Raw genomic sequence first — 18,845 nt, 5'->3', positions numbered from 1 at the left:
TGGTGAGATGCGTCACGAAATTATGCTTACCGCTTCTGTAAAGTACCGTTTTACTTCTTCTGACTAACCGACCCACAGAGGAGTCACCTATGTCTAAGTCTGATGTTTTTCATCTCGGCCTCACTAAAAACGATTTACAAGGGGCTACGCTCGCTATCGTCCCTGGCGACCCAGAGCGTGTGGAAAAGATCGCCGCGCTGATGGATAAGCCGGTCAAGCTGGCTGCCCATCGTGAATTCACCACCTGGCGCGCAGAGCTGGATGGCAAAGCGGTGATTGTGTGCTCTACCGGTATCGGTGGCCCGTCTACCTCTATTGCCGTGGAAGAGCTGGCGCAGCTGGGCATTCGTACTTTCCTGCGTATCGGCACCACCGGCGCGATTCAGCCGCACATCAACGTCGGCGACGTGCTGGTGACGACCGCATCCGTGCGTCTGGACGGCGCAAGCCTGCACTTTGCACCGATGGAATTCCCGGCAGTGGCTGACTTCGAGTGCACCACCGCGTTGGTTGAAGCGGCGAAATCCGTGGGCGCAACCACTCATGTGGGCGTAACTGCCTCTTCTGATACCTTCTATCCGGGCCAGGAGCGTTACGACACCTTCTCAGGCCGCGTAGTGAGCCGCTTCAAAGGCTCAATGGAAGAGTGGCAATCCATGGGCGTGATGAACTACGAGATGGAATCCGCAACGCTGCTGACCATGTGCGCAAGCCAGGGTCTGCGTGCCGGTATGGTGGCGGGCGTTATCGTCAACCGCACCCAGCAGGAGATCCCGAACGCCGAAACCATGAAGCAGACAGAAAGTCACGCGGTGAAAATCGTGGTTGAAGCGGCTCGCCGCCTGATCTAGTCCTCCTCTCTGAGATAAAAGGCCGACGCGTTCGGCCTTTATTTTTTGCGTAGCGCCTCGCAGGAAAACCCTTTCAAACTGGACGTTTATACAGCACAATCTTATTTTGTGCGGGTAATACGTTGATGCAGGGGGCGTTATGGATATCTCAATCCTGATTTATGCGGTAATTGCGCTGGCTGGCGTGGCGATAGGCTGGCTGATATCCAGCTATCAGCATGCACAGCAGAAGGCCGAGCAGTTGGCTGAACGCGAAGAGATCGTCGCCGATTTAAGCGCCGCAAAACAACAGCTTGCGCTGACCGACCACTGGCGCGACGAGTGTGAACTGCTCAATAACGAACTGCGTAACCTGCGCGACATCAACACCTCGCTGGAGGCCGATCTCCGCGAAGTGACTACCCGCCTTGAATCCACCCAGCTGCACGCCGAAGACAAAATCCGCCAGATGATCAACAGCGAGCAGCGCCTCAGCGAGCAGTTCGAGAACCTCGCCAACCGTATTTTTGAGCACAGCAACCGCCGCGTTGATGAGCAAAATCGCCAGAGCCTGAACAGCCTGCTGACGCCGCTGCGCGAACAGCTGGACGGCTTTCGCCGTCAGGTACAGGACAGCTTTGGTCAGGAAGCCCGCGAACGCCACACGCTGGCGCATGAGATCCGCAATCTTCAACAGCTGAATGCCCAGATGGCGCAGGAGGCGGTCAACCTGACGCGGGCGCTGAAAGGCGATAACAAAACCCAGGGTAACTGGGGGGAAGTGGTGCTCACCCGCGTGCTGGAGGCCTCTGGCCTGCGGGAAGGGTATGAATACGAAACGCAGGTGAGTATCGAAAACGATGCCCGCTCGCGAATGCAGCCGGATGTGATTGTGCGTCTGCCGCAGGGCAAAGATGTGGTCATTGACGCCAAAATGACGCTGGTGGCCTATGAGCGCTACTTCAACGCTGAAGACGACTATACGCGCGAATCGGCGCTGCAGGAGCACATTGCCTCCGTGCGTAACCATATTCGCCTGCTGGGTAGAAAGGATTATCAGCAACTGCCTGGGCTGCGCTCGCTGGACTACGTGCTGATGTTTATCCCGGTCGAACCCGCGTTTTTGCTGGCGCTCGACAGACAGCCCGAACTGATCACCGAAGCGCTGAAAAATAACATTATGCTGGTCAGCCCCACCACGCTGCTGGTGGCCTTACGCACCATTGCTAACCTGTGGCGCTACGAACACCAGAGCCGTAACGCGCAGCAGATTGCCGACCGCGCCAGCAAGCTGTACGACAAAATGCGCCTCTTCGTGGACGACATGACCTCCGTCGGGCAAAGCCTGGATCGTGCGCAGGATAACTACCGCCAGGCGATGAAAAAGCTCTCCTCCGGGCGTGGCAATCTGCTTGCGCAGGCTGAAGCATTCCGCAGCCTGGGAGTGGAGGTTAAACGCGAGATTAATCCGGAATTGGTCGAACAGGCCACAGCGCAGGACGAAGAGTTCCGACTGCGTGAGGGCGGGGATGAACAAAATACCCCCAACCAGGACAACGATTTAGCGGCGGATTTATCGCCAGACGAGCAGCCAGCGCGTTTCTTTCGCGGTGGTTGAATCGTAGGGCAATTGCGCCCAATCTGTTACACTTCACGAACATTTGACTGATTAGCAGGCTCTGAGATGGTTGACGATTCACAAGACACGACGCACTTTGGCTTTCAGACTGTAGCCAAAGCGCAGAAAGCTGACATGGTGGCCCACGTATTTCATTCCGTGGCGGCGAAGTACGATGTGATGAATGACTTGATGTCGTTCGGCATTCATCGCTTGTGGAAGCGCTTCACCATCGACTGCAGCGGTGTGCGTCGTGGACAAACGGTTCTCGATCTGGCTGGCGGTACGGGCGATCTGACGGCGAAATTCTCCCGTCTGGTGGGCGAAACCGGTCGCGTTGTACTGGCTGATATTAATGACTCCATGCTTAAAATGGGACGCGAAAAGCTGCGTAACATCGGCGTGGTGGGTAACGTGGAATACGTGCAGGCCAACGCCGAAGCGCTGCCGTTCCCGGACAATACTTTTGACTGCATCACGATTTCCTTCGGTCTGCGTAACGTCACCGATAAAGAAAAAGCGCTGCGTTCCATGTACCGCGTGTTGAAGCCGGGTGGACGCCTGCTGGTGCTCGAGTTCTCTAAACCGATTATCGACCCGCTGAGCAAAGCCTACGACGCATATTCCTTCCACGTGCTGCCGCGTATTGGCGAACTGGTGGCAAACGACGCGGAAAGCTATCGCTATCTGGCGGAATCAATTCGCATGCATCCGGATCAGGACACCTTAAAAGCCATGATGCAGGATGCGGAATTTGAGAACGTTGAGTACTTCAACATGACGGCGGGTGTCGTCGCGCTGCATCGCGGTTACAAATTCTGAGTGGAGGTGTCCCGTGCCCTTTAAACCCTTAGTCACCGCAGGCATCGAGAATGTGCTGAATGCCTTCCTGTATCGCGCTCCGGCGCTGAAAGCCGCACGTCAGCGGCTAAACGGGAAGGTACTGCGCATTGTGTTAAAAGAGTTCTCGACGCCGCTCGTGCTGGTTTTCAGCGAACGTCAGCTTGACGTTCTGGGTGAGTGGGAAGGTGAAGCTGATTGCTCGGTCATTACCCATATGAGCGTGCTGCCAAAACTGCGCGATCGCCAGCAATTAACGGCGCTTATCCGCAGCGGTGAGCTGGAAGTGGAAGGCGACATCCAGGTCGTGCAGAACTTCGTTGCGCTCAGCGATCTGGCTGAGTTTGACCCGGCAGAGCTGCTGGCGCCTTTTATTGGCGACATCGCCGCTGAAGGGATCGGGAAAGTTATTCATGGCGGCACGGCGTTCCTGCGCAAAAATCTGCAACGCCAACAGCGTTATGCCGCAGAAGTGCTGACCGAAGAGTGGCGCATGGCGCCCGGGCCGCTGGAAGTTGCGTGGTTCGCAGAAGAGACGGCCGCGGTTGAACGTGCGGTTGATGCCCTAAGCAAACGGCTGGAAAAACTGGAGGGCAAATGACGCCTGGTGAAATTCGGCGCCTCTATTTTATCATCCACACCTTTTTGAGTTACGGGCTCGACGAGCTCATCCCCAAAATGCGTATCACGCTGCCGCTCAGGATCTGGCGGCGGACGCTGTTCTGGATGCCAAATCGCCATAAAGGTCAGCCGCTGGGTGAACGCCTGCGTCTGGCGCTGCAGGAGCTCGGCCCGGTATGGATTAAGTTCGGACAGATGCTCTCAACTCGCCGCGATCTCTTCCCGCCGCACATTGCCGATGAACTGGCGATGCTGCAGGACCGTGTCGCCCCGTTTGACGGGGTGAGAGCGAAGAAACAGATCGAGGAGGCGATGGGTAACCTTCCCGTTGAAACCTGGTTTGACGATTTCGAAATAGAACCGCTGGCGTCGGCTTCTATCGCTCAGGTGCACACTGCGCGTCTGAAAGAGAACGGCAAAGAGGTGGTGATCAAGGTGATCCGCCCGGATATCCTGCCGATCATCAAAGCCGACATGAAGCTAATTTATCGTCTGGCGCGCTGGGTTCCGCGTCTGCTGCCGGACGGCCGTCGACTGCGCCCGATGGAAGTGGTGCGGGAATATGAAAAAACGCTGATTGATGAGCTTAATCTGCTGCGAGAATCGGCAAACGCCATTCAGCTGCGCCGCAATTTTGAAAACAGCCCGATGCTCTACGTGCCTGAAGTCTATTCAGACTATTGCAGCCAGAACATGATGGTCATGGAGCGCATCTACGGTATTCCGGTTTCGGATGTGGTGGCCCTGGAGAAGCAGGGAACGAACATGAAGCTGCTGGCCGAACGTGGCGTGCAGGTCTTCTTTACCCAGGTATTCCGCGACAGTTTTTTCCATGCGGACATGCATCCGGGCAATATCTTCGTGAGCTATGAGCATCCTGAGGATCCGAAATACATCGGTATCGACTGCGGAATTGTGGGCTCGCTGAATAAAGAAGATAAACGTTATCTGGCTGAGAACTTCATCGCCTTCTTCAACCGCGACTACCGTAAGGTGGCCGAGCTGCATGTGGATTCCGGCTGGGTTCCGCCAGACACCAACGTCGAAGAGTTCGAGTTTGCTATCCGTACCGTTTGCGAACCGATTTTTGAAAAACCGCTAGCAGAGATCTCTTTTGGACACGTGCTGTTAAACCTGTTCAATACGGCCCGCCGCTTTAATATGGAAGTTCAGCCACAGTTAGTTTTACTTCAGAAAACATTACTTTACGTTGAGGGTGTAGGTCGACAACTCTATCCTCAGTTAGACTTGTGGAAGACGGCTAAACCTTTCCTGGAATCCTGGATTAAGGATCAGGTTGGCCTTCCAGCGCTGGTGCGTTCGCTGAAAGAGAAAGGACCGTTCTGGATCGAAAAAATGCCTGAAATTCCTGAACTGGTTTACGACAGTTTGCGTCAGAGCAAGAATCTTCAGCACAGCATGGATAAAATCGCCCGCGAGCTTCAGTCCAGCCGTGTGCGCCAGGGACAGTCACGCTACCTCTTTGGCATTGGCGCAACGCTGCTGCTGAGCGGTACGTTGCTGCTGATCAACCGTCCTGACTGGCAGATGATGCCCGCCTGGCTGATGGCTGGCGGGGTTGTTGTCTGGCTTGCAGGATGGAGAAAAACGCGCTGAGTTTGCATCGCCATCGACAGGTCGCATACGTATAATGCGACCTGACCAATTAATCATCTATCCCTGAGGAATATGTATGGGTGGTATCAGTATCTGGCAATTAGTCATTATTGCCGTCATCGTTGTGCTGCTGTTTGGCACCAAAAAGCTCGGTTCTATTGGTTCCGATCTGGGCGCGTCTATCAAAGGCTTCAAGAAAGCAATGAGCGATGATGAGAGCAAGCAGGATAAAACCAGCCAGGACGCTGACTTTACTGCTAAATCCATCTCCGATAAGCAGGAAGATGCCAAAAAGGAAGACGCTAAACGCCACGATAAAGAGCAGGTGTAAGTCGTGTTCGACATTGGTTTTAGTGAGCTGCTGCTGGTCTTTGTGATTGGTCTGATCGTGCTGGGGCCGCAGCGTCTGCCGGTAGCGGTGAAAACCGTCGTGGGCTGGGTTCGAGCGCTAAGATCGCTGGCTTCGACCGTTCAGAACGAGCTGGCGCAGGAACTTAAGCTGCAGGAGTTTCAGGAAAGCCTGAAAAAGGTTGAGAAGGCGAGCATGGATAACCTGACGCCGGAACTGAAAGCCTCAATGGATGAGCTGCGCGAAGCGGCGGAATCCATGAAGCGCTCTTACAGCGTTAACGATCCTGAAAAAGCGAGCGATGAAGCGAACACTATTCATAACCCGGTGGTGAAGGACAGCGAAGCGCAGCGTGAGGGCGTGACGCCAGCGAGTGCGGAGCACCAGGCCGCAGCGCCTGAACAAACGCCGCAGGAAACTGAACTGAAAAAACAGGCGCAGCCGGAAGAGCCGGTTGTAAAAGCGGCTGAAGCGAAACCCGCCGCGCCCGTTTCCGAATCATCCCCCTCGTCGAGTGATAAAGCGTAACTATGGCAGTAGATGATACCCAACCGCTTATTACGCACCTGATTGAGCTGCGTAAGCGCCTGTTAAACTGCATTATTGCGGTATTCCTCATATTCCTGTGCCTGGTCTATTTCGCCAACGATATTTATCAGGTGGTTTCTGCGCCGCTGATCAAGCAGATGCCGCTGGGGGCAACGATGATTGCAACAGACGTTGCATCACCGTTTTTCACCCCTATTAAGCTCACCTTCTGGGTGTCGTTGATTGCGTCTGCACCCGTCATCCTTTATCAGGTATGGGCATTTGTGGCGCCAGCACTGTACAGGCACGAACGTAAACTGGTGATCCCGCTGCTGGTCTCCAGTTCGCTGCTGTTCTATATCGGCATGGCGTTTGCCTACTTCGTTGTCTTCCCGCTGGCCTTTGGCTTCCTGACGCATACCGCGCCGGAAGGGGTTCAGGTATCGACGGATATCGCCAGCTACCTCAGCTTTGTGATGGCGCTGTTTATGGCGTTCGGTGTGGCGTTTGAAGTGCCGGTGGCCATTGTGCTGCTCTGCTGGGTTGGGGTAACCACCCCTGATGACCTGCGTAAGAAACGTCCCTATATTCTGGTGGGCGCCTTCGTAGTCGGCATGCTGTTGACGCCGCCGGACGTCTTCTCACAAACGCTGCTGGCAATACCGATGTACTGCCTGTTTGAGGTTGGCGTATTCTTCTCGCGTTTCTACGTGGGAAAAGGACGCCGGTCGGACGATGAAGACGATGCGTCCGAAAAGACCACTGAAGAGTAAAACCAGCCGCCCGTCAGGGCGGTTGTTCTATGGGGAATCGCATGTTTGATATCGGACTCAACCTGACCAGCTCGCAGTTTGCGAAAGATCGTGACGAGGTGGTTGCGCGTGCTTTTGAGGCTGGCGTAAAAGGGCTGCTCCTGACCGGGACCAACCTGCATGAGAGCGAGCAGGCGCTGCTGCTGGCGCAACGCTATCAACACTGCTGGTCAACCGCAGGCGTCCACCCTCATGACAGCAGCCAGTGGACGGCGGAGAGCGCAGAAACCCTGCGCACACTGGCAAAAACGGCAGAGGTGGTGGCTATTGGCGAGTGCGGGCTCGATTTTAACCGCAACTTCTCGACGCCTGAAGAACAGGAAAAGGCGTTCACTGCCCAGCTTGCGCTGGCGGCAGAGCTTGAAATGCCCGTCTTTATGCACTGTCGCGATGCGCATGAACGTTTTCTCGCACTGCTGGACCCGTGGCTGGATAAACTGCCCGGCGCAGTGCTCCACTGCTTCACCGGGTCTCGCCAGGAAGCGCTGGATTGCCTGAACCGCGGTTTGTATCTGGGGATCACCGGTTGGGTGTGTGATGAGCGCCGAGGGCTTGAGCTTCGCGAGCTGCTGCCGATAATCCCGGCAGACCGTTTGCTTCTTGAAACCGATGCGCCATACCTGCTGCCGCGAGATATGAAGCCCAAACCGGCATCGCGGCGAAACGAGCCCGCCTTGCTGGGGCACATTGTTGAGCGCGTAGCGCACTGGCGTGGAGAGGGTCCGCACTGGCTTTCCGCGCAGACGGATGACAACGTGCGTCGCCTGTTCGGGATAAACGTTTAAACTTTGCGGAAGTCGGTGTTTTTCACGCTCTGCAGCACCTGCTTGTTCAGCAGATTGAGCAACAGCATGGAGCGCGCTTCACCGTCCGGCTCGGCGAAAATCGCCTGCAGGCCTTCGAATGCGCCTTCGGTAATGACGACGCTATCACCCGCGTAAGGGGTTTCCGGGTCGGTGATCCCTTCAGGCTGTTGATAAACAGACAGCTGATGAATGACGGTCGACGGAACGGTTGCCGGGTGGGCACCAAAACGAACGAAGTGGCTGACGCCGCGCGTTGCGCTGATGGTAGTGGTGTGGATCACCTCAGGGTCGAACTCCACGAACAGATAGTTCGGGAATAAAGGCTCACTGACGGTTGTGCGCTTCCCGCGCTGCATTTTTTCAAGCGTGATCACGGGTGTCAGACAATTTACAGACTGACGTTCAAGATGTTCCTGCGCGCGCTGAAGTTGCCCGCGTTTGCAATACAGTAAATACCAGGCCTGCATAATCACTCTTTCCCTTAGTTCGGGGCGCAAGCATATCAAAACCCTGGAGGGATCGCTAAGTTGATTATAATGGGGGAAATTCGAACACAGCGGATAAGTTCACGCTAATTTAACAAAATTACAGCATCAAGCAGGCTTACGCCGTATAATGAAGCGCTTACAGAGAGGCCATGACTAACTGCATGAAATACCACGATCTCCGCGACTTCCTGACGCTGCTGGAAAAGCAGGGTGAACTGAAACGCATTACACTTCCTGTTGATCCTTATCTGGAAATGACAGAAATTGCTGACCGCACCCTGCGTGCCGGTGGCCCTGCATTACTGTTTGAAAATCCAAAAGGTTACTCAATGCCGGTGCTGTGCAACCTGTTTGGCACCCCGCGTCGTGTCGCGCTGGGAATGGGGCAGGAAGACGTTACCGCGCTGCGTGAAGTGGGGAAACTGCTGGCATTTCTGAAAGAGCCTGAGCCACCGAAAGGTTTCCGCGATCTGTTCGATAAGCTGCCGCAGTTTAAGCAGGTGTTGAACATGCCCACCAAACGCCTGCGCGGCGCGCCGTGTCAGCAGAAAGTGCTGGAAGGCGATGCGGTGGATCTCACCAAAATCCCTATCATGCAGTGCTGGCCTGAAGATGCTGCGCCGCTGATCACCTGGGGCCTCACCGTGACGCGCGGACCGCATAAAGAGCGGCAAAACCTCGGTATTTATCGCCAGCAGCTGATTGGCAAGAATAAGCTCATCATGCGCTGGCTGTCGCACCGCGGCGGCGCGCTGGATTTCCAGGAGTGGTGTGCTGCACATCCGGGTGAACGGTTCCCGGTGTCTGTCGCGTTAGGTGCCGATCCGGCCACCATTCTGGGGGCGGTTACGCCCGTACCGGATACGCTCTCTGAATATGCGTTTGCTGGCCTGCTGCGCGGGACTAAAACCGAGGTCGTGAAGTGTATCTCCAACGATCTCGAAGTGCCGGCCAGCGCCGAAATTGTGCTGGAAGGTTACATTGAGCAGGGTGAAATGGCGCCAGAAGGCCCATACGGCGACCATACCGGCTATTACAACGAAGTGGATAACTTCCCGGTGTTTACCGTCACGCATGTTACTCAACGTGAAGATGCGATTTATCACTCCACCTATACTGGCCGCCCACCGGATGAACCGGCGGTGCTCGGCGTGGCGCTGAACGAAGTATTTGTGCCGATCCTGCAAAAGCAGTTCCCGGAAATCGTTGATTTTTATCTGCCGCCTGAAGGATGCTCGTATCGCATGGCGGTGGTCACGATGAAGAAGCAGTATCCCGGACATGCTAAACGCGTGATGATGGGCGTATGGTCTTTCCTGCGCCAGTTTATGTATACCAAATTTGTTATTGTCTGCGATGATGACGTTAACGCCCGTGACTGGAACGACGTTATCTGGGCGATAACCACGCGAATGGATCCTGCGCGTGATACGGTGTTAGTCGAAAATACGCCGATAGATTATCTGGATTTTGCCTCGCCGGTTTCCGGTCTTGGCTCAAAGATGGGACTGGATGCCACAAATAAATGGCCTGGCGAAACCGACCGTGAATGGGGTCGCCCGATCAAAAAAGATCCTGCTGTGACCGCGCGAATTGACGCGATCTGGGACGAACTGGCCATAATGAATAACGGTAAACCCTGAGCTGACCGTTAAGCCCTATAGACTTCCCGACAGAGAGAGCGAATGACAACCTTAAGCTGTAAAGTGACGTCGGTAGATGCTATTACCGACACCGTATATCGCGTCCGTTTGGTTCCTGAAGCGGCATTCTCATTCCGTGCCGGCCAGTACCTGATGGTAGTGATGGATGAGCGTGATAAGCGTCCTTTCTCTATGGCTTCTACGCCAGCAGAGCAGGAATTTATTGAGCTGCATATTGGTGCGTCTGAGCTTAACCTGTACGCGATGGCCGTGATGGACCGCATCCTGAAAGAGCGTGAGATTGTGGTCGACATTCCTCACGGCGACGCGTGGTTGCGTGATGACGAAGACCGTCCGCTGATTCTGATCGCGGGCGGTACGGGCTTCTCCTATGTGCGCTCTATTCTGTTGACCGCGCTGGCGCGTAATCCAGACCGTGACATCACCATCTACTGGGGCGGCCGTGAAGAGAAGCACCTGTACGACCTGTCTGAACTGGAAGCGCTGAGCGTTAACCATCCTAACCTGCGCATTGAGCCAGTGGTCGAGCAGCCGGAAGAGGGCTGGCGTGGACGTAGCGGGACGGTGCTGACGGCGGTACTGCAGGATCACGGCACGCTGGCGGGACATGATATCTACATTGCAGGCCGTTTCGAGATGGCGAAAATTGCCCGCGACCTGTTCTGTAACGAACGCGATGCGCGTGAAGATCGCCTGTTTGGCGATGCGTTTGCCTTCATTTAAATAAAAAACCCGCCCCTGACAGGCGGGAAGAACGGCAACTAAACTGTCTCTCTTCGCCAATGACGCCATAACTGCGTTGGCTGCGCTCGTTCACCCGAATCACTTACTAATGTAAGCTCATCGGGATTCGCTCGCTTGCCGCCTTGTTCTGACGTCATTGGCTTTGAGATACTTTTCCTTACTTACACTCTCTCAAACACCGTCGCGATACCCTGACCCAGGCCGATACACATCGTTGCCAGACCAAACTGGGCATCTTTGCGTTCCATCAGGTTAATCAGCGTCGTGCTGATACGCGCCCCGGAACAGCCCAGCGGGTGACCGAGGGCGATCGCGCCGCCGTTGAGGTTAATCTTCTCGTCGATCTGCTCCATCAGCCCCAGATCTTTAATGCACGGCAGGATCTGCGCGGCAAACGCTTCGTTCATCTCGAACAGATCGATATCGCTGGCAGTTAAGCCCGCTTTTTTCAGCGCCAGCTTCGAGGCCGGAACCGGGCCGTAACCCATGATTGAAGGATCGCAGCCCACCACCGCCATCGAACGCACGCGAGCGCGTGGCGTCAGGCCCAATTCGCGGGCGCGGCTTTCGCTCATCACCAGCATCGCGGCGGCACCGTCGGACAGCGCCGACGACGTCCCTGCCGTTACCGTACCGGTGACCGGATCAAATGCCGGACGCAGGGTAGAAAGCGCTTCGACCGTCGTTTCCGGGCGAATAACTTCGTCGTAGCTGAACTGCTTCAGTACGCCGTCTGCATCGTGGCCCCCGGTCGGGATGATCTCATTCTTGAAGGCACCGGACTGCGTGGCGGCCCAGGCGCGGGCGTGAGAGCGCGCGGCAAAAGCATCCTGCATTTCACGACTGATGCCGTGCAGGCGGGAGAGCATCTCGGCGGTCAGGCCCATCATTCCCGCAGCTTTCGCCACGTTGCGGCTCATGCCCGGGTGGAAATCGACCCCGTGGCTCATCGGCACGTGGCCCATGTGTTCAACGCCGCCGACCAGACAGGCCTGCGCATCGCCGGTCATGATCATGCGCGCCGCGTCGTGCAGGGCCTGCATCGACGAACCGCACAGGCGGTTGACGGAAACGGCCGGAACCGAATGCGGGATCTCCGCCAGCAGCGACGCGTTGCGGGCGATGTTGAATCCCTGCTCCAGCGTTTGCTGCACGCAGCCCCAGTAGATATCGTCGAGCGCTGCTGGGTCCAGCGCCGGGTTACGCGCCAGCAGGCTACGCATCAGGTGCGCGGAGAGATCTTCCGCTCGCACGTTACGGAACGCACCGCCTTTTGAACGGCCCATCGGGGTGCGAATCGCATCAACAATGACAACCTTTTCCATTGTGACTCCTTAAGCCGTTTTCAGCGCGCCAACCGGACGGGCTGGCTCAACTGCTGGATAGTAGGGTTCGTTATGGCGCGCTTTGTTACGCAGCCCTTCCGGCACTTCATAAAGCGGGCCGAGGTGCTGATACTGCTGCGCCATATCGAGATAGCGGGCGCTGCCGAGCGTATCCAGCCAGCGGAACGCGCCGCCGTGGAACGGAGGGAAGCCCAGGCCATATACCAACGCCATATCCGCTTCTGCCGGGCTGGCGATAATGCCTTCTTCCAGGCAACGGACCACTTCGTTGATCATCGGAATCATCATGCGGGCAATAATTTCGTCGTCGGTGAAGTCGCGTTTCGGCTGGCATACGTCGGCCAGCAGGCCATCCACCGCCGCATCTTCTTCTTTCTTCGGTTTGCCTTTGCTGTCTTCTTTATAACGCCAGAAGCCCAGGCCGTTTTTCTGTCCGAAGCGGTTGGCGTCAAAGAGGGCGTCAATGGCATCGCGATAATCTTTCTGCATGCGCTGCGGGAAGCCCGCCGCCATGACGGCCTGCGCGTGGTGGGCGGTATCAATGCCGACGACGTCCAGCAGATACGCCGGGCCCATCGGCCAGCCGAACTGTTTTTCCATTACTTTGTCGATTTTGCGGAAGTCCGCGCCGTCGCGCAGCAGCTGGCTGAAGCCGGCGAAGTACGGGAACAGCACGCGGTTGACGAAGAAGCCAGGGCAGTCATTAACGACGATCGGCGTTTTACCCATCTTGCTTGCCCACGCCACGACTTTAGCGATGGTTTCGTCAGAGGTTTTTTCTCCACGGATCACTTCGACCAGTGGCATACGGTGTACCGGGTTGAAGAAGTGCATTCCGCAGAAGTTTTCCGGACGCTTCAGCACGCTCGCCAGTTCGCTGATGGGGATGGTGGAGGTGTTTGAGGCCAGGACGGCGTCCGGGCGAACCTTGTCTTCCGTTTCCGCCAGCACCGCTTTTTTGACTTTCGGGTTCTCAACGACCGCTTCAACCACCACGTCCACACGGTCGAAACCGCTGTATTCCAGCACAGGCTGGATGGTTGAGATCACGCCTGCGAGCTTCAGCCCGTCAATTTTTCCGCGCTCAAGCTGTTTATTCAGCAGCTTGGCGGCTTCGGTCATGCCCAGCGTCAGAGATTTCTCGTTGATGTCTTTCATCACTACCGGCACGCCTTTCCAGGCCGACTGGTAAGCGATGCCGCCGCCCATAATACCGGCGCCGAGTACCGCCGCGTGTTTTGGCGTCTCAACGTTTTTGGTCAGCTGTTTGGCTTTGCCTTTCACGAACTGATCGTTGAGGAAGATGCCAACCAGCGCGCGGGCTTCATTGGTGTGCGCCAGTGGAACAAAGCTCTGGTTTTCCAGCTTCAGGGCTTCGTCGCGGCCAAAGCGGGCTGCCGCTTCAATGGTTTTCACCGCCGTGATTGGCGCCGGGTAGTGTTTACCCGCCGTCTGCATCACCATGCCTTTGGCGATGGTGAAGCTCATGGTGGCTTCAATCTTGCTAAGCTTTAACGGTTCCAGCTTCGGCTGGCGTTTGGCTTTCCAGTCGAGGTCGCCGTTAATCGCCTGACGCAGAATAGCGAGTGCACCTTCAACCAGCTTCTCTGGTTTCACGACGCCGTCGACCAGGCCGATTTTCTGCGCCTGTTCTGCACCCACGTCTTTACCAGCGGCAATGATTTCCAGGGCGCTGTCGGCGCCCAGCATGCGGGGCATACGCACGGAACCGCCAAAGCCCGGCATGATGCCCAGCTTGGTTTCCGGCAGGCCGATACGCAGGTCTGGCGTCGCCAGACGGTAGTCGGTCGCCAGCACGCACTCGCAGCCGCCGCCCAGCGCGTAGCCGTTCACGGCAGAGATCGTTGGAACAGGCAGATCTTCCAGACGATTAAAGACGCTGTTGGCAAAGTGCAGCCACTGGCTCAGCTGTTCTTCCGGAACCTGGAACAGCGAGAGGAATTCGGTGATATCGGCACCGACAATAAAGGCCGCTTTGTTAGAACGCAGCAGCAGCCCTTTTAATTCAGATTGCTTTTCAAGTACTTCCAGCGCCTGGCCAAGACTGGCCACCGTCGCGGTATCAAGCTTATTCACTGAGCCGGGGGCATCGAACACCAGTTCGGCAATGCCATCTTCCAGCCAGTTGAGGTACAGGGTGTCGCCTTTGTAAAGCATGTCAGTCTCCTGAATCCAGCAAGTGGATCTGGTCATACCAGATGAGACGGAGTGTGGAATTTATGTTAATAAAATGCAAATTACTCATTAAGAAATTGCTGCGTTGATCACGGTCGGTGGAAATCACGCAGCCGGAGTGAGGTGTGCTAAGATGCGATGACTTGAGGTCAAAAAAACGAAAGGAAGAATGATGGACTCACTGGCTTCGCTTTATAAAAATCATATCGTTACCCTACAGGAACGTACCCGCGATGTACTGGCCCGCTTCAAGCTGGATGCTCTTCTGATCCACTCCGGCGAGCTGATGAATACTTTTCTTGATGACCACGCCTATCCGTTTAAGGTTAACCCGCAGTTTAAAGCCTGGGTGCCGGTGACACAGGTTCCGAATTGCTGGCTGCTGGTGGACGGCGTGAACAAGCCGAAACTGTGGTTCTACCTGCCGGTTGATTACTGGCACAACGTCGAACCGCTGCCGACCTCTTTCTGGACCGAAGAAATTGAGGTGATCGCCCTGCCAAAAGCGGACGGCATTGGCAGCCAGCTGCCAGCGGCGCGCGGCAACATCGGCTACATTGGCCCTGTACCTGAACGTGCGCTCGGTCTGGATATTCCGGCTGACAAACTCAATCCGAAAGGCGTGCTGGATTACCTGCACTATTACCGCGCGTATAAAACCGACTATGAACTCTACTGCATGCGTGAAGCGCAAAAAACGGCGGTGAATGGTCACCGCGCCGCGCACGAAGCGTTCCAGTCAGGCATGAGCGAGTTCGATATCAACCTGGCCTACCTGACCGCAACCGGTCATCGTGACACCGACGTACCGTACAGCAACATCGTCGCGCTGAATGAGCATGCGTCTGTTCTCCACTACACCAAACTGGATCATCAGGTTCCGTCTGAGATGCGCAGCTTCCTGCTGGACGCAGGCGCAGAGTACAACGGCTATGCGGCCGATCTGACCCGCACCTGGGCGGCGAATGCGGATACCGATTTTGCGCAGCTTATTAAGGACGTAAACGACGAACAGCTGGCGTTGATTGGCACCATGAAGGCCGGAACCAGCTACGTGGATTACCACATCCAGTTCCATCAGCGCATTGCCAAACTGCTGCGTAAGCATCAGATTGTGAAAGACATGAGCGAAGAGGCGATGGTCGAAAACGACCTGACCGGGCCATTTATGCCGCACGGTATCGGCCACCCGCTGGGCCTGCAGGTTCACGACGTTGCGGGCTTCATGCAGGATGATACCGGCACGCACCTGGCGGCACCGTCTAAATATCCTTACCTGCGCTGCACCCGTATTCTTGAGCCGCGCATGGTATTGACCATCGAGCCGGGGATCTACTTTATTGAATCCCTGCTGGCGCCGTGGCGTGAAGGGCAGTTCAGCAAGCACTTCAACTGGGAAAAAATCGACGCGCTGAAACCGTTTGGCGGCATTCGTATCGAAGATAACGTGGTGGTTCACGAGAACGGTATCGAGAATATGACGCGAGACCTGAAGCTGGCCTGATGGAAAGCTGGCTGATACCGGCTGAACCGGTCACCTTTGTTGAGGAAATCAAGAAAAGCCGCTTTATTACGCTGCTGGCGCACACCGACGGCGTAGAGGCGGCGAAAGCGTTTGTCGAATCCGTTCGCGCGGAGCACCCTGACGCACGTCACCACTGCGTGGCGTGGGTGGCAGGGCCACCGGACGATTCGCAACAGCTCGGTTTTTCAGACGACGGTGAACCGGCGGGCACAGCCGGTAAACCCATGCTCTCCCAGCTGATGGGCAGCGGCGTGGGTGAAATTACCGCCGTGGTGGTGCGCTACTACGGCGGCATCCTGTTAGGTACGGGTGGGCTGGTAAAAGCGTATGGCGGCGGCGTTCAGCAGGCACTGAATATCCTGACGACCACCCGCAAAACGCCGCTCACCGAATATACTTTATTGTGCGATTACGCTCAGCTATCGGGCATTGAAACACTGCTCAAACAATTTAACGGCGTGATTGCGCACAGTGATTACCAGGCAATGGTGCAATTACGCGTGGCGCTTCCTCAGGCAGAACTGGCTGCTTTTTCAGCAAAACTGGCTGATTTCAGTCGCGGTTCGTTGCAATTGCTGCCGATTGAAGAATAATCCCCACCTCACTTTTTGAATACCAAAGGAAGCGGCAGAGATGCATTTTCGTGCCATAACCCGAATCGTTGGACTGCTGGTCATACTCTTTTCGGGGACGATGATTCTCCCTGGACTGGTGGCGCTTATCTACCGGGACGGCGCGGGGCGGGCTTTTACCCAGACCTTCTTTGTCGCGCTGGCGATCGGCTCGCTGCTGTGGTGGCCGAACCGTCGTCAGAAAGGTGAGCTGAAATCTCGCGAAGGCTTTCTGATTGTGGTCCTGTTCTGGACGGTGCTGGGAAGCGTCGGTTCGCTGCCCTTTATCTTCTCTGAGCAGCCTAACCTCAGCATCACGGATGCCTTTTTTGAATCGTTTTCTGGTTTAACGACCACCGGTGCGACGACGCTGGTGGGGCTGGATTCGTTACCCCACGCTATTCTCTTTTATCGCCAGATGCTGCAGTGGTTCGGGGGGATGGGGATCATCGTCCTGGCGGTGGCCATCCTGCCGATTCTGGGCGTCGGGGGGATGCAGCTGTACAGGGCTGAAATGCCGGGGCCGCTGAAAGACAACAAGATGCGTCCACGTATTGCCGAGACGGCGAAAACTCTGTGGCTGATTTATGTTTTGCTGACGGTAGCCTGCGCACTTGCGCTGTGGTTTGCCGGGATGCCTGCGTTTGATGCTATCGGGCACAGCTTCGCGACGATTGCCATTGGCGGGTTCTCCACTCACGATGCCAGCGTGGGCTACTTCGACAGCCCAACGATTAACACCATCATTGCGATTTTCCTGCTGATCTCCGGCTGTAACTACGGCCTGCACTTCTCTTTACTGAGCGGACGTAGCCTGAAGGTGTACTGGCGCGATCCTGAGTTCCGCATGTTCATTGGCGTCCAGCTTACCCTGGTCGTCATCTGCACCCTGGTGCTGTGGTTCCATGATGTTTACAACTCGGCGCTGACCACGCTCAATCAGGCGTTTTTCCAGGTGGTGTCGATGGCGACGACCGCCGGGTTTACCACGGACAGCATCGCGCGCTGGCCGCTGTTCCTGCCGGTACTTCTGCTGTGCTCCGCGTTTATCGGCGGCTGCGCCGGGTCGACGGGCGGTGGTCTGAAGGTGATTCGTATTCTGCTGCTGTTCAAGCAGGGGAACCGTGAGCTGAAGCGCCTGGTCCACCCGAATGCGGTCTACAGCATTAAGCTGGGGAACCGCGCGCTGCCGGAACGTATCCTCGAAGCGGTGTGGGGGTTCTTCTCGGCGTATGCGCTGGTCTTTATCGTCAGCATGCTGGCTATCATCGCGACGGGAGTGGATGATTTCTCCGCCTTTGCGTCCGTCGTCGCAACACTGAACAACCTCGGGCCTGGCCTGGGGGTTGTGGCGGATAACTTTGCCAGCATGAACCCGGTTGCGAAATGGATCCTTATTGCCAATATGCTGTTTGGTCGCCTTGAGGTCTTTACGCTGCTGGTACTGTTTACCCCAACATTCTGGCGCGAATAAGGAGCCGTTGATGAAAACACTGATTCTTTTCTCTACGCGAGACGGACAAACGCGTGAGATTGCCGCGTATCTGGCGTCGGAATTAAAAGAGCTGGGCATTTACTCGGATGTGGTGAACCTGAATCGCGCGGAGGAGATTGCCTGGCAGGAGTACGATCGCGTGGTGATTGGCGCCTCCATTCGTTACGGACACTTCCATCCGGCGCTGGATCGCTTTGTGAAAAAGCATACGGCGGTACTCAACACATTGCCGGGCGCGTTTTACTCGGTCAATCTGGTTGCCCGTAAAGCTGAGAAGCGTACGCCGCAGACCAACAGCTACACGCGCAAGTTTTTGCTCGGCTCGCCGTGGCAGCCAGACCTGTGCGCCGTCTTTGCCGGTGCGCTACGCTATCCTCGCTACCGCTGGTATGACCGCTTCATGATCCGCCTGATAATGAAGATGACGGGTGGCGAAACCGATACGCGTAAAGAAGTGGTTTATACCGACTGGTCGCAGGTGGCCAGTTTTGCGCGGGAAATTGCCCATTTAGCGGGCGATTCGCGACTTAAATAAGCGTTAAGTTTGAAAAGTGAGCGAACGAAAAGTTTTTTGTATTTTGTGCTTGTCACTTCAGAATAACTCCCTATAATGCGCCTCCACTGACACGGAACAACGGCACACACGCCGCCGGGTCAGCAGAGAAAAGCAAAATAAACGCTTGACTCTGAAGCGGGAAAGCGTAATATGCACACCCCGCGCCGCAGCGAAAACGAAGCGGCACTGCTCTTTAACA

Annotated in this window: 18 protein-coding genes; 15 read left to right on the top strand and 3 right to left on the bottom strand. The window is 56.0% G+C overall.

What is annotated here, in order from left to right:
- The first annotated feature begins 89 nt into the window (after positions 1-89).
- The 9 genes from udp (at position 90) to tatD (ending at position 8,000) form a co-directional block, all read left to right on the top strand.
- Positions 90-851, top strand: a complete 762-nt coding sequence (udp, locus tag INF73_RS08270) for a uridine phosphorylase (RefSeq protein ID WP_003860792.1) — start codon at positions 90-92, stop codon at positions 849-851.
- A 139-nt stretch (positions 852-990) separates the two neighbouring features.
- The gene (gene rmuC, locus INF73_RS08265) at positions 991-2,448 is read left to right on the top strand and encodes a DNA recombination protein RmuC (RefSeq protein WP_193541510.1); all 1,458 of its coding nucleotides are present in this window, start codon (positions 991-993) and stop codon (positions 2,446-2,448) included.
- Positions 2,449-2,514: 66 nt separating this feature from the next.
- Positions 2,515-3,270, top strand: a complete 756-nt coding sequence (gene ubiE, locus INF73_RS08260; RefSeq protein ID WP_028014779.1) for a bifunctional demethylmenaquinone methyltransferase/2-methoxy-6-polyprenyl-1,4-benzoquinol methylase UbiE — start codon at positions 2,515-2,517, stop codon at positions 3,268-3,270.
- A 13-nt stretch (positions 3,271-3,283) separates the two neighbouring features.
- Positions 3,284-3,889, top strand: a complete 606-nt coding sequence (ubiJ, locus tag INF73_RS08255) for a ubiquinone biosynthesis protein UbiJ (RefSeq protein ID WP_028014778.1) — start codon at positions 3,284-3,286, stop codon at positions 3,887-3,889.
- Positions 3,886-5,526: a ubiquinone biosynthesis regulatory protein kinase UbiB gene (gene ubiB, locus INF73_RS08250; RefSeq protein ID WP_028014777.1), complete on the top strand. Its 1,641-nt coding sequence runs from the start codon at positions 3,886-3,888 to the stop codon at positions 5,524-5,526. Before ubiJ ends, ubiB begins: the two co-directional genes overlap by 4 nt.
- Positions 5,527-5,602: 76 nt before the next feature.
- Positions 5,603-5,857 (top strand): Sec-independent protein translocase subunit TatA, encoded by a 255-nt coding sequence (gene tatA, locus INF73_RS08245; protein ID WP_013099238.1) that lies wholly within the window; start codon positions 5,603-5,605, stop codon positions 5,855-5,857.
- Between the two features lie 3 nt (positions 5,858-5,860).
- Complete coding sequence (gene tatB, locus INF73_RS08240; RefSeq protein ID WP_028014776.1) at positions 5,861-6,403, top strand: Sec-independent protein translocase protein TatB; 543 nt, start codon at positions 5,861-5,863, stop codon at positions 6,401-6,403.
- Between the two features lie 2 nt (positions 6,404-6,405).
- Positions 6,406-7,176, top strand: a complete 771-nt coding sequence (gene tatC, locus INF73_RS08235) for a Sec-independent protein translocase subunit TatC (protein ID WP_028014775.1) — start codon at positions 6,406-6,408, stop codon at positions 7,174-7,176.
- A gap of 41 nt (positions 7,177-7,217) precedes the next feature.
- A complete protein-coding gene (gene tatD, locus INF73_RS08230; RefSeq protein WP_193051446.1) occupies positions 7,218-8,000 on the top strand; it encodes a 3'-5' ssDNA/RNA exonuclease TatD in 783 nt (260 codons plus the stop codon).
- Here tatD and rfaH read toward each other — a convergent pair.
- A complete protein-coding gene (gene rfaH, locus INF73_RS08225) occupies positions 7,997-8,488 on the bottom strand; it encodes a transcription/translation regulatory transformer protein RfaH (RefSeq protein ID WP_020882871.1) in 492 nt (163 codons plus the stop codon). The genes tatD and rfaH overlap by 4 nt on opposite strands.
- A gap of 170 nt (positions 8,489-8,658) precedes the next feature.
- On the opposite strand from rfaH, the gene ubiD reads away from it, so the two are divergent.
- Both ubiD and fre read left to right on the top strand, forming a co-directional pair.
- Entirely contained in the window at positions 8,659-10,152 is a 1,494-nt protein-coding gene (ubiD, locus tag INF73_RS08220; RefSeq protein ID WP_028014773.1) for a 4-hydroxy-3-polyprenylbenzoate decarboxylase, read from the top strand.
- Between the two features lie 42 nt (positions 10,153-10,194).
- Complete coding sequence (gene fre, locus INF73_RS08215; RefSeq protein WP_028014772.1) at positions 10,195-10,896, top strand: NAD(P)H-flavin reductase; 702 nt, start codon at positions 10,195-10,197, stop codon at positions 10,894-10,896.
- A 182-nt stretch (positions 10,897-11,078) separates the two neighbouring features.
- On the opposite strand, the gene fadA is transcribed toward fre, so the two are convergent.
- Both fadA and fadB read right to left on the bottom strand, forming a co-directional pair.
- Positions 11,079-12,242, bottom strand: a complete 1,164-nt coding sequence (fadA, locus tag INF73_RS08210; RefSeq protein ID WP_193541508.1) for an acetyl-CoA C-acyltransferase FadA — start codon at positions 12,240-12,242, stop codon at positions 11,079-11,081.
- Between the two features lie 9 nt (positions 12,243-12,251).
- Complete coding sequence (fadB, locus tag INF73_RS08205; RefSeq protein WP_045260977.1) at positions 12,252-14,441, bottom strand: fatty acid oxidation complex subunit alpha FadB; 2,190 nt, start codon at positions 14,439-14,441, stop codon at positions 12,252-12,254.
- Positions 14,442-14,631: 190 nt separating this feature from the next.
- On the opposite strand from fadB, the gene pepQ reads away from it, so the two are divergent.
- From pepQ to hemG, 4 genes are read left to right on the top strand one after another with little or no spacing between them, the layout of a single operon-like run.
- Positions 14,632-15,963, top strand: coding sequence for a Xaa-Pro dipeptidase (gene pepQ, locus INF73_RS08200; RefSeq protein WP_028014769.1), 1,332 nt, complete (start codon positions 14,632-14,634; stop codon positions 15,961-15,963).
- On the top strand, positions 15,963-16,577 hold the full coding sequence (locus tag INF73_RS08195; protein ID WP_041911843.1) for an IMPACT family protein: 615 nt from the start codon (positions 15,963-15,965) through the stop codon (positions 16,575-16,577). Before pepQ ends, INF73_RS08195 begins: the two co-directional genes overlap by 1 nt.
- Before the next feature lie 40 nt (positions 16,578-16,617).
- On the top strand, positions 16,618-18,069 hold the full coding sequence (trkH, locus tag INF73_RS08190) for a Trk system potassium transporter TrkH (RefSeq protein ID WP_013099227.1): 1,452 nt from the start codon (positions 16,618-16,620) through the stop codon (positions 18,067-18,069).
- A gap of 10 nt (positions 18,070-18,079) precedes the next feature.
- Positions 18,080-18,625: a menaquinone-dependent protoporphyrinogen IX dehydrogenase gene (gene hemG / locus INF73_RS08185; RefSeq protein ID WP_028014767.1), complete on the top strand. Its 546-nt coding sequence runs from the start codon at positions 18,080-18,082 to the stop codon at positions 18,623-18,625.
- Positions 18,626-18,845: the final 220 nt, after the last annotated feature.

It is taken from the genome of Enterobacter cloacae complex sp. P6RS (assembly GCF_014982245.1).
Taxonomy (GTDB): domain Bacteria; phylum Pseudomonadota; class Gammaproteobacteria; order Enterobacterales; family Enterobacteriaceae; genus Enterobacter; species Enterobacter bugandensis.
This window is presented reverse-complemented; position numbering and strand designations above follow the sequence as displayed.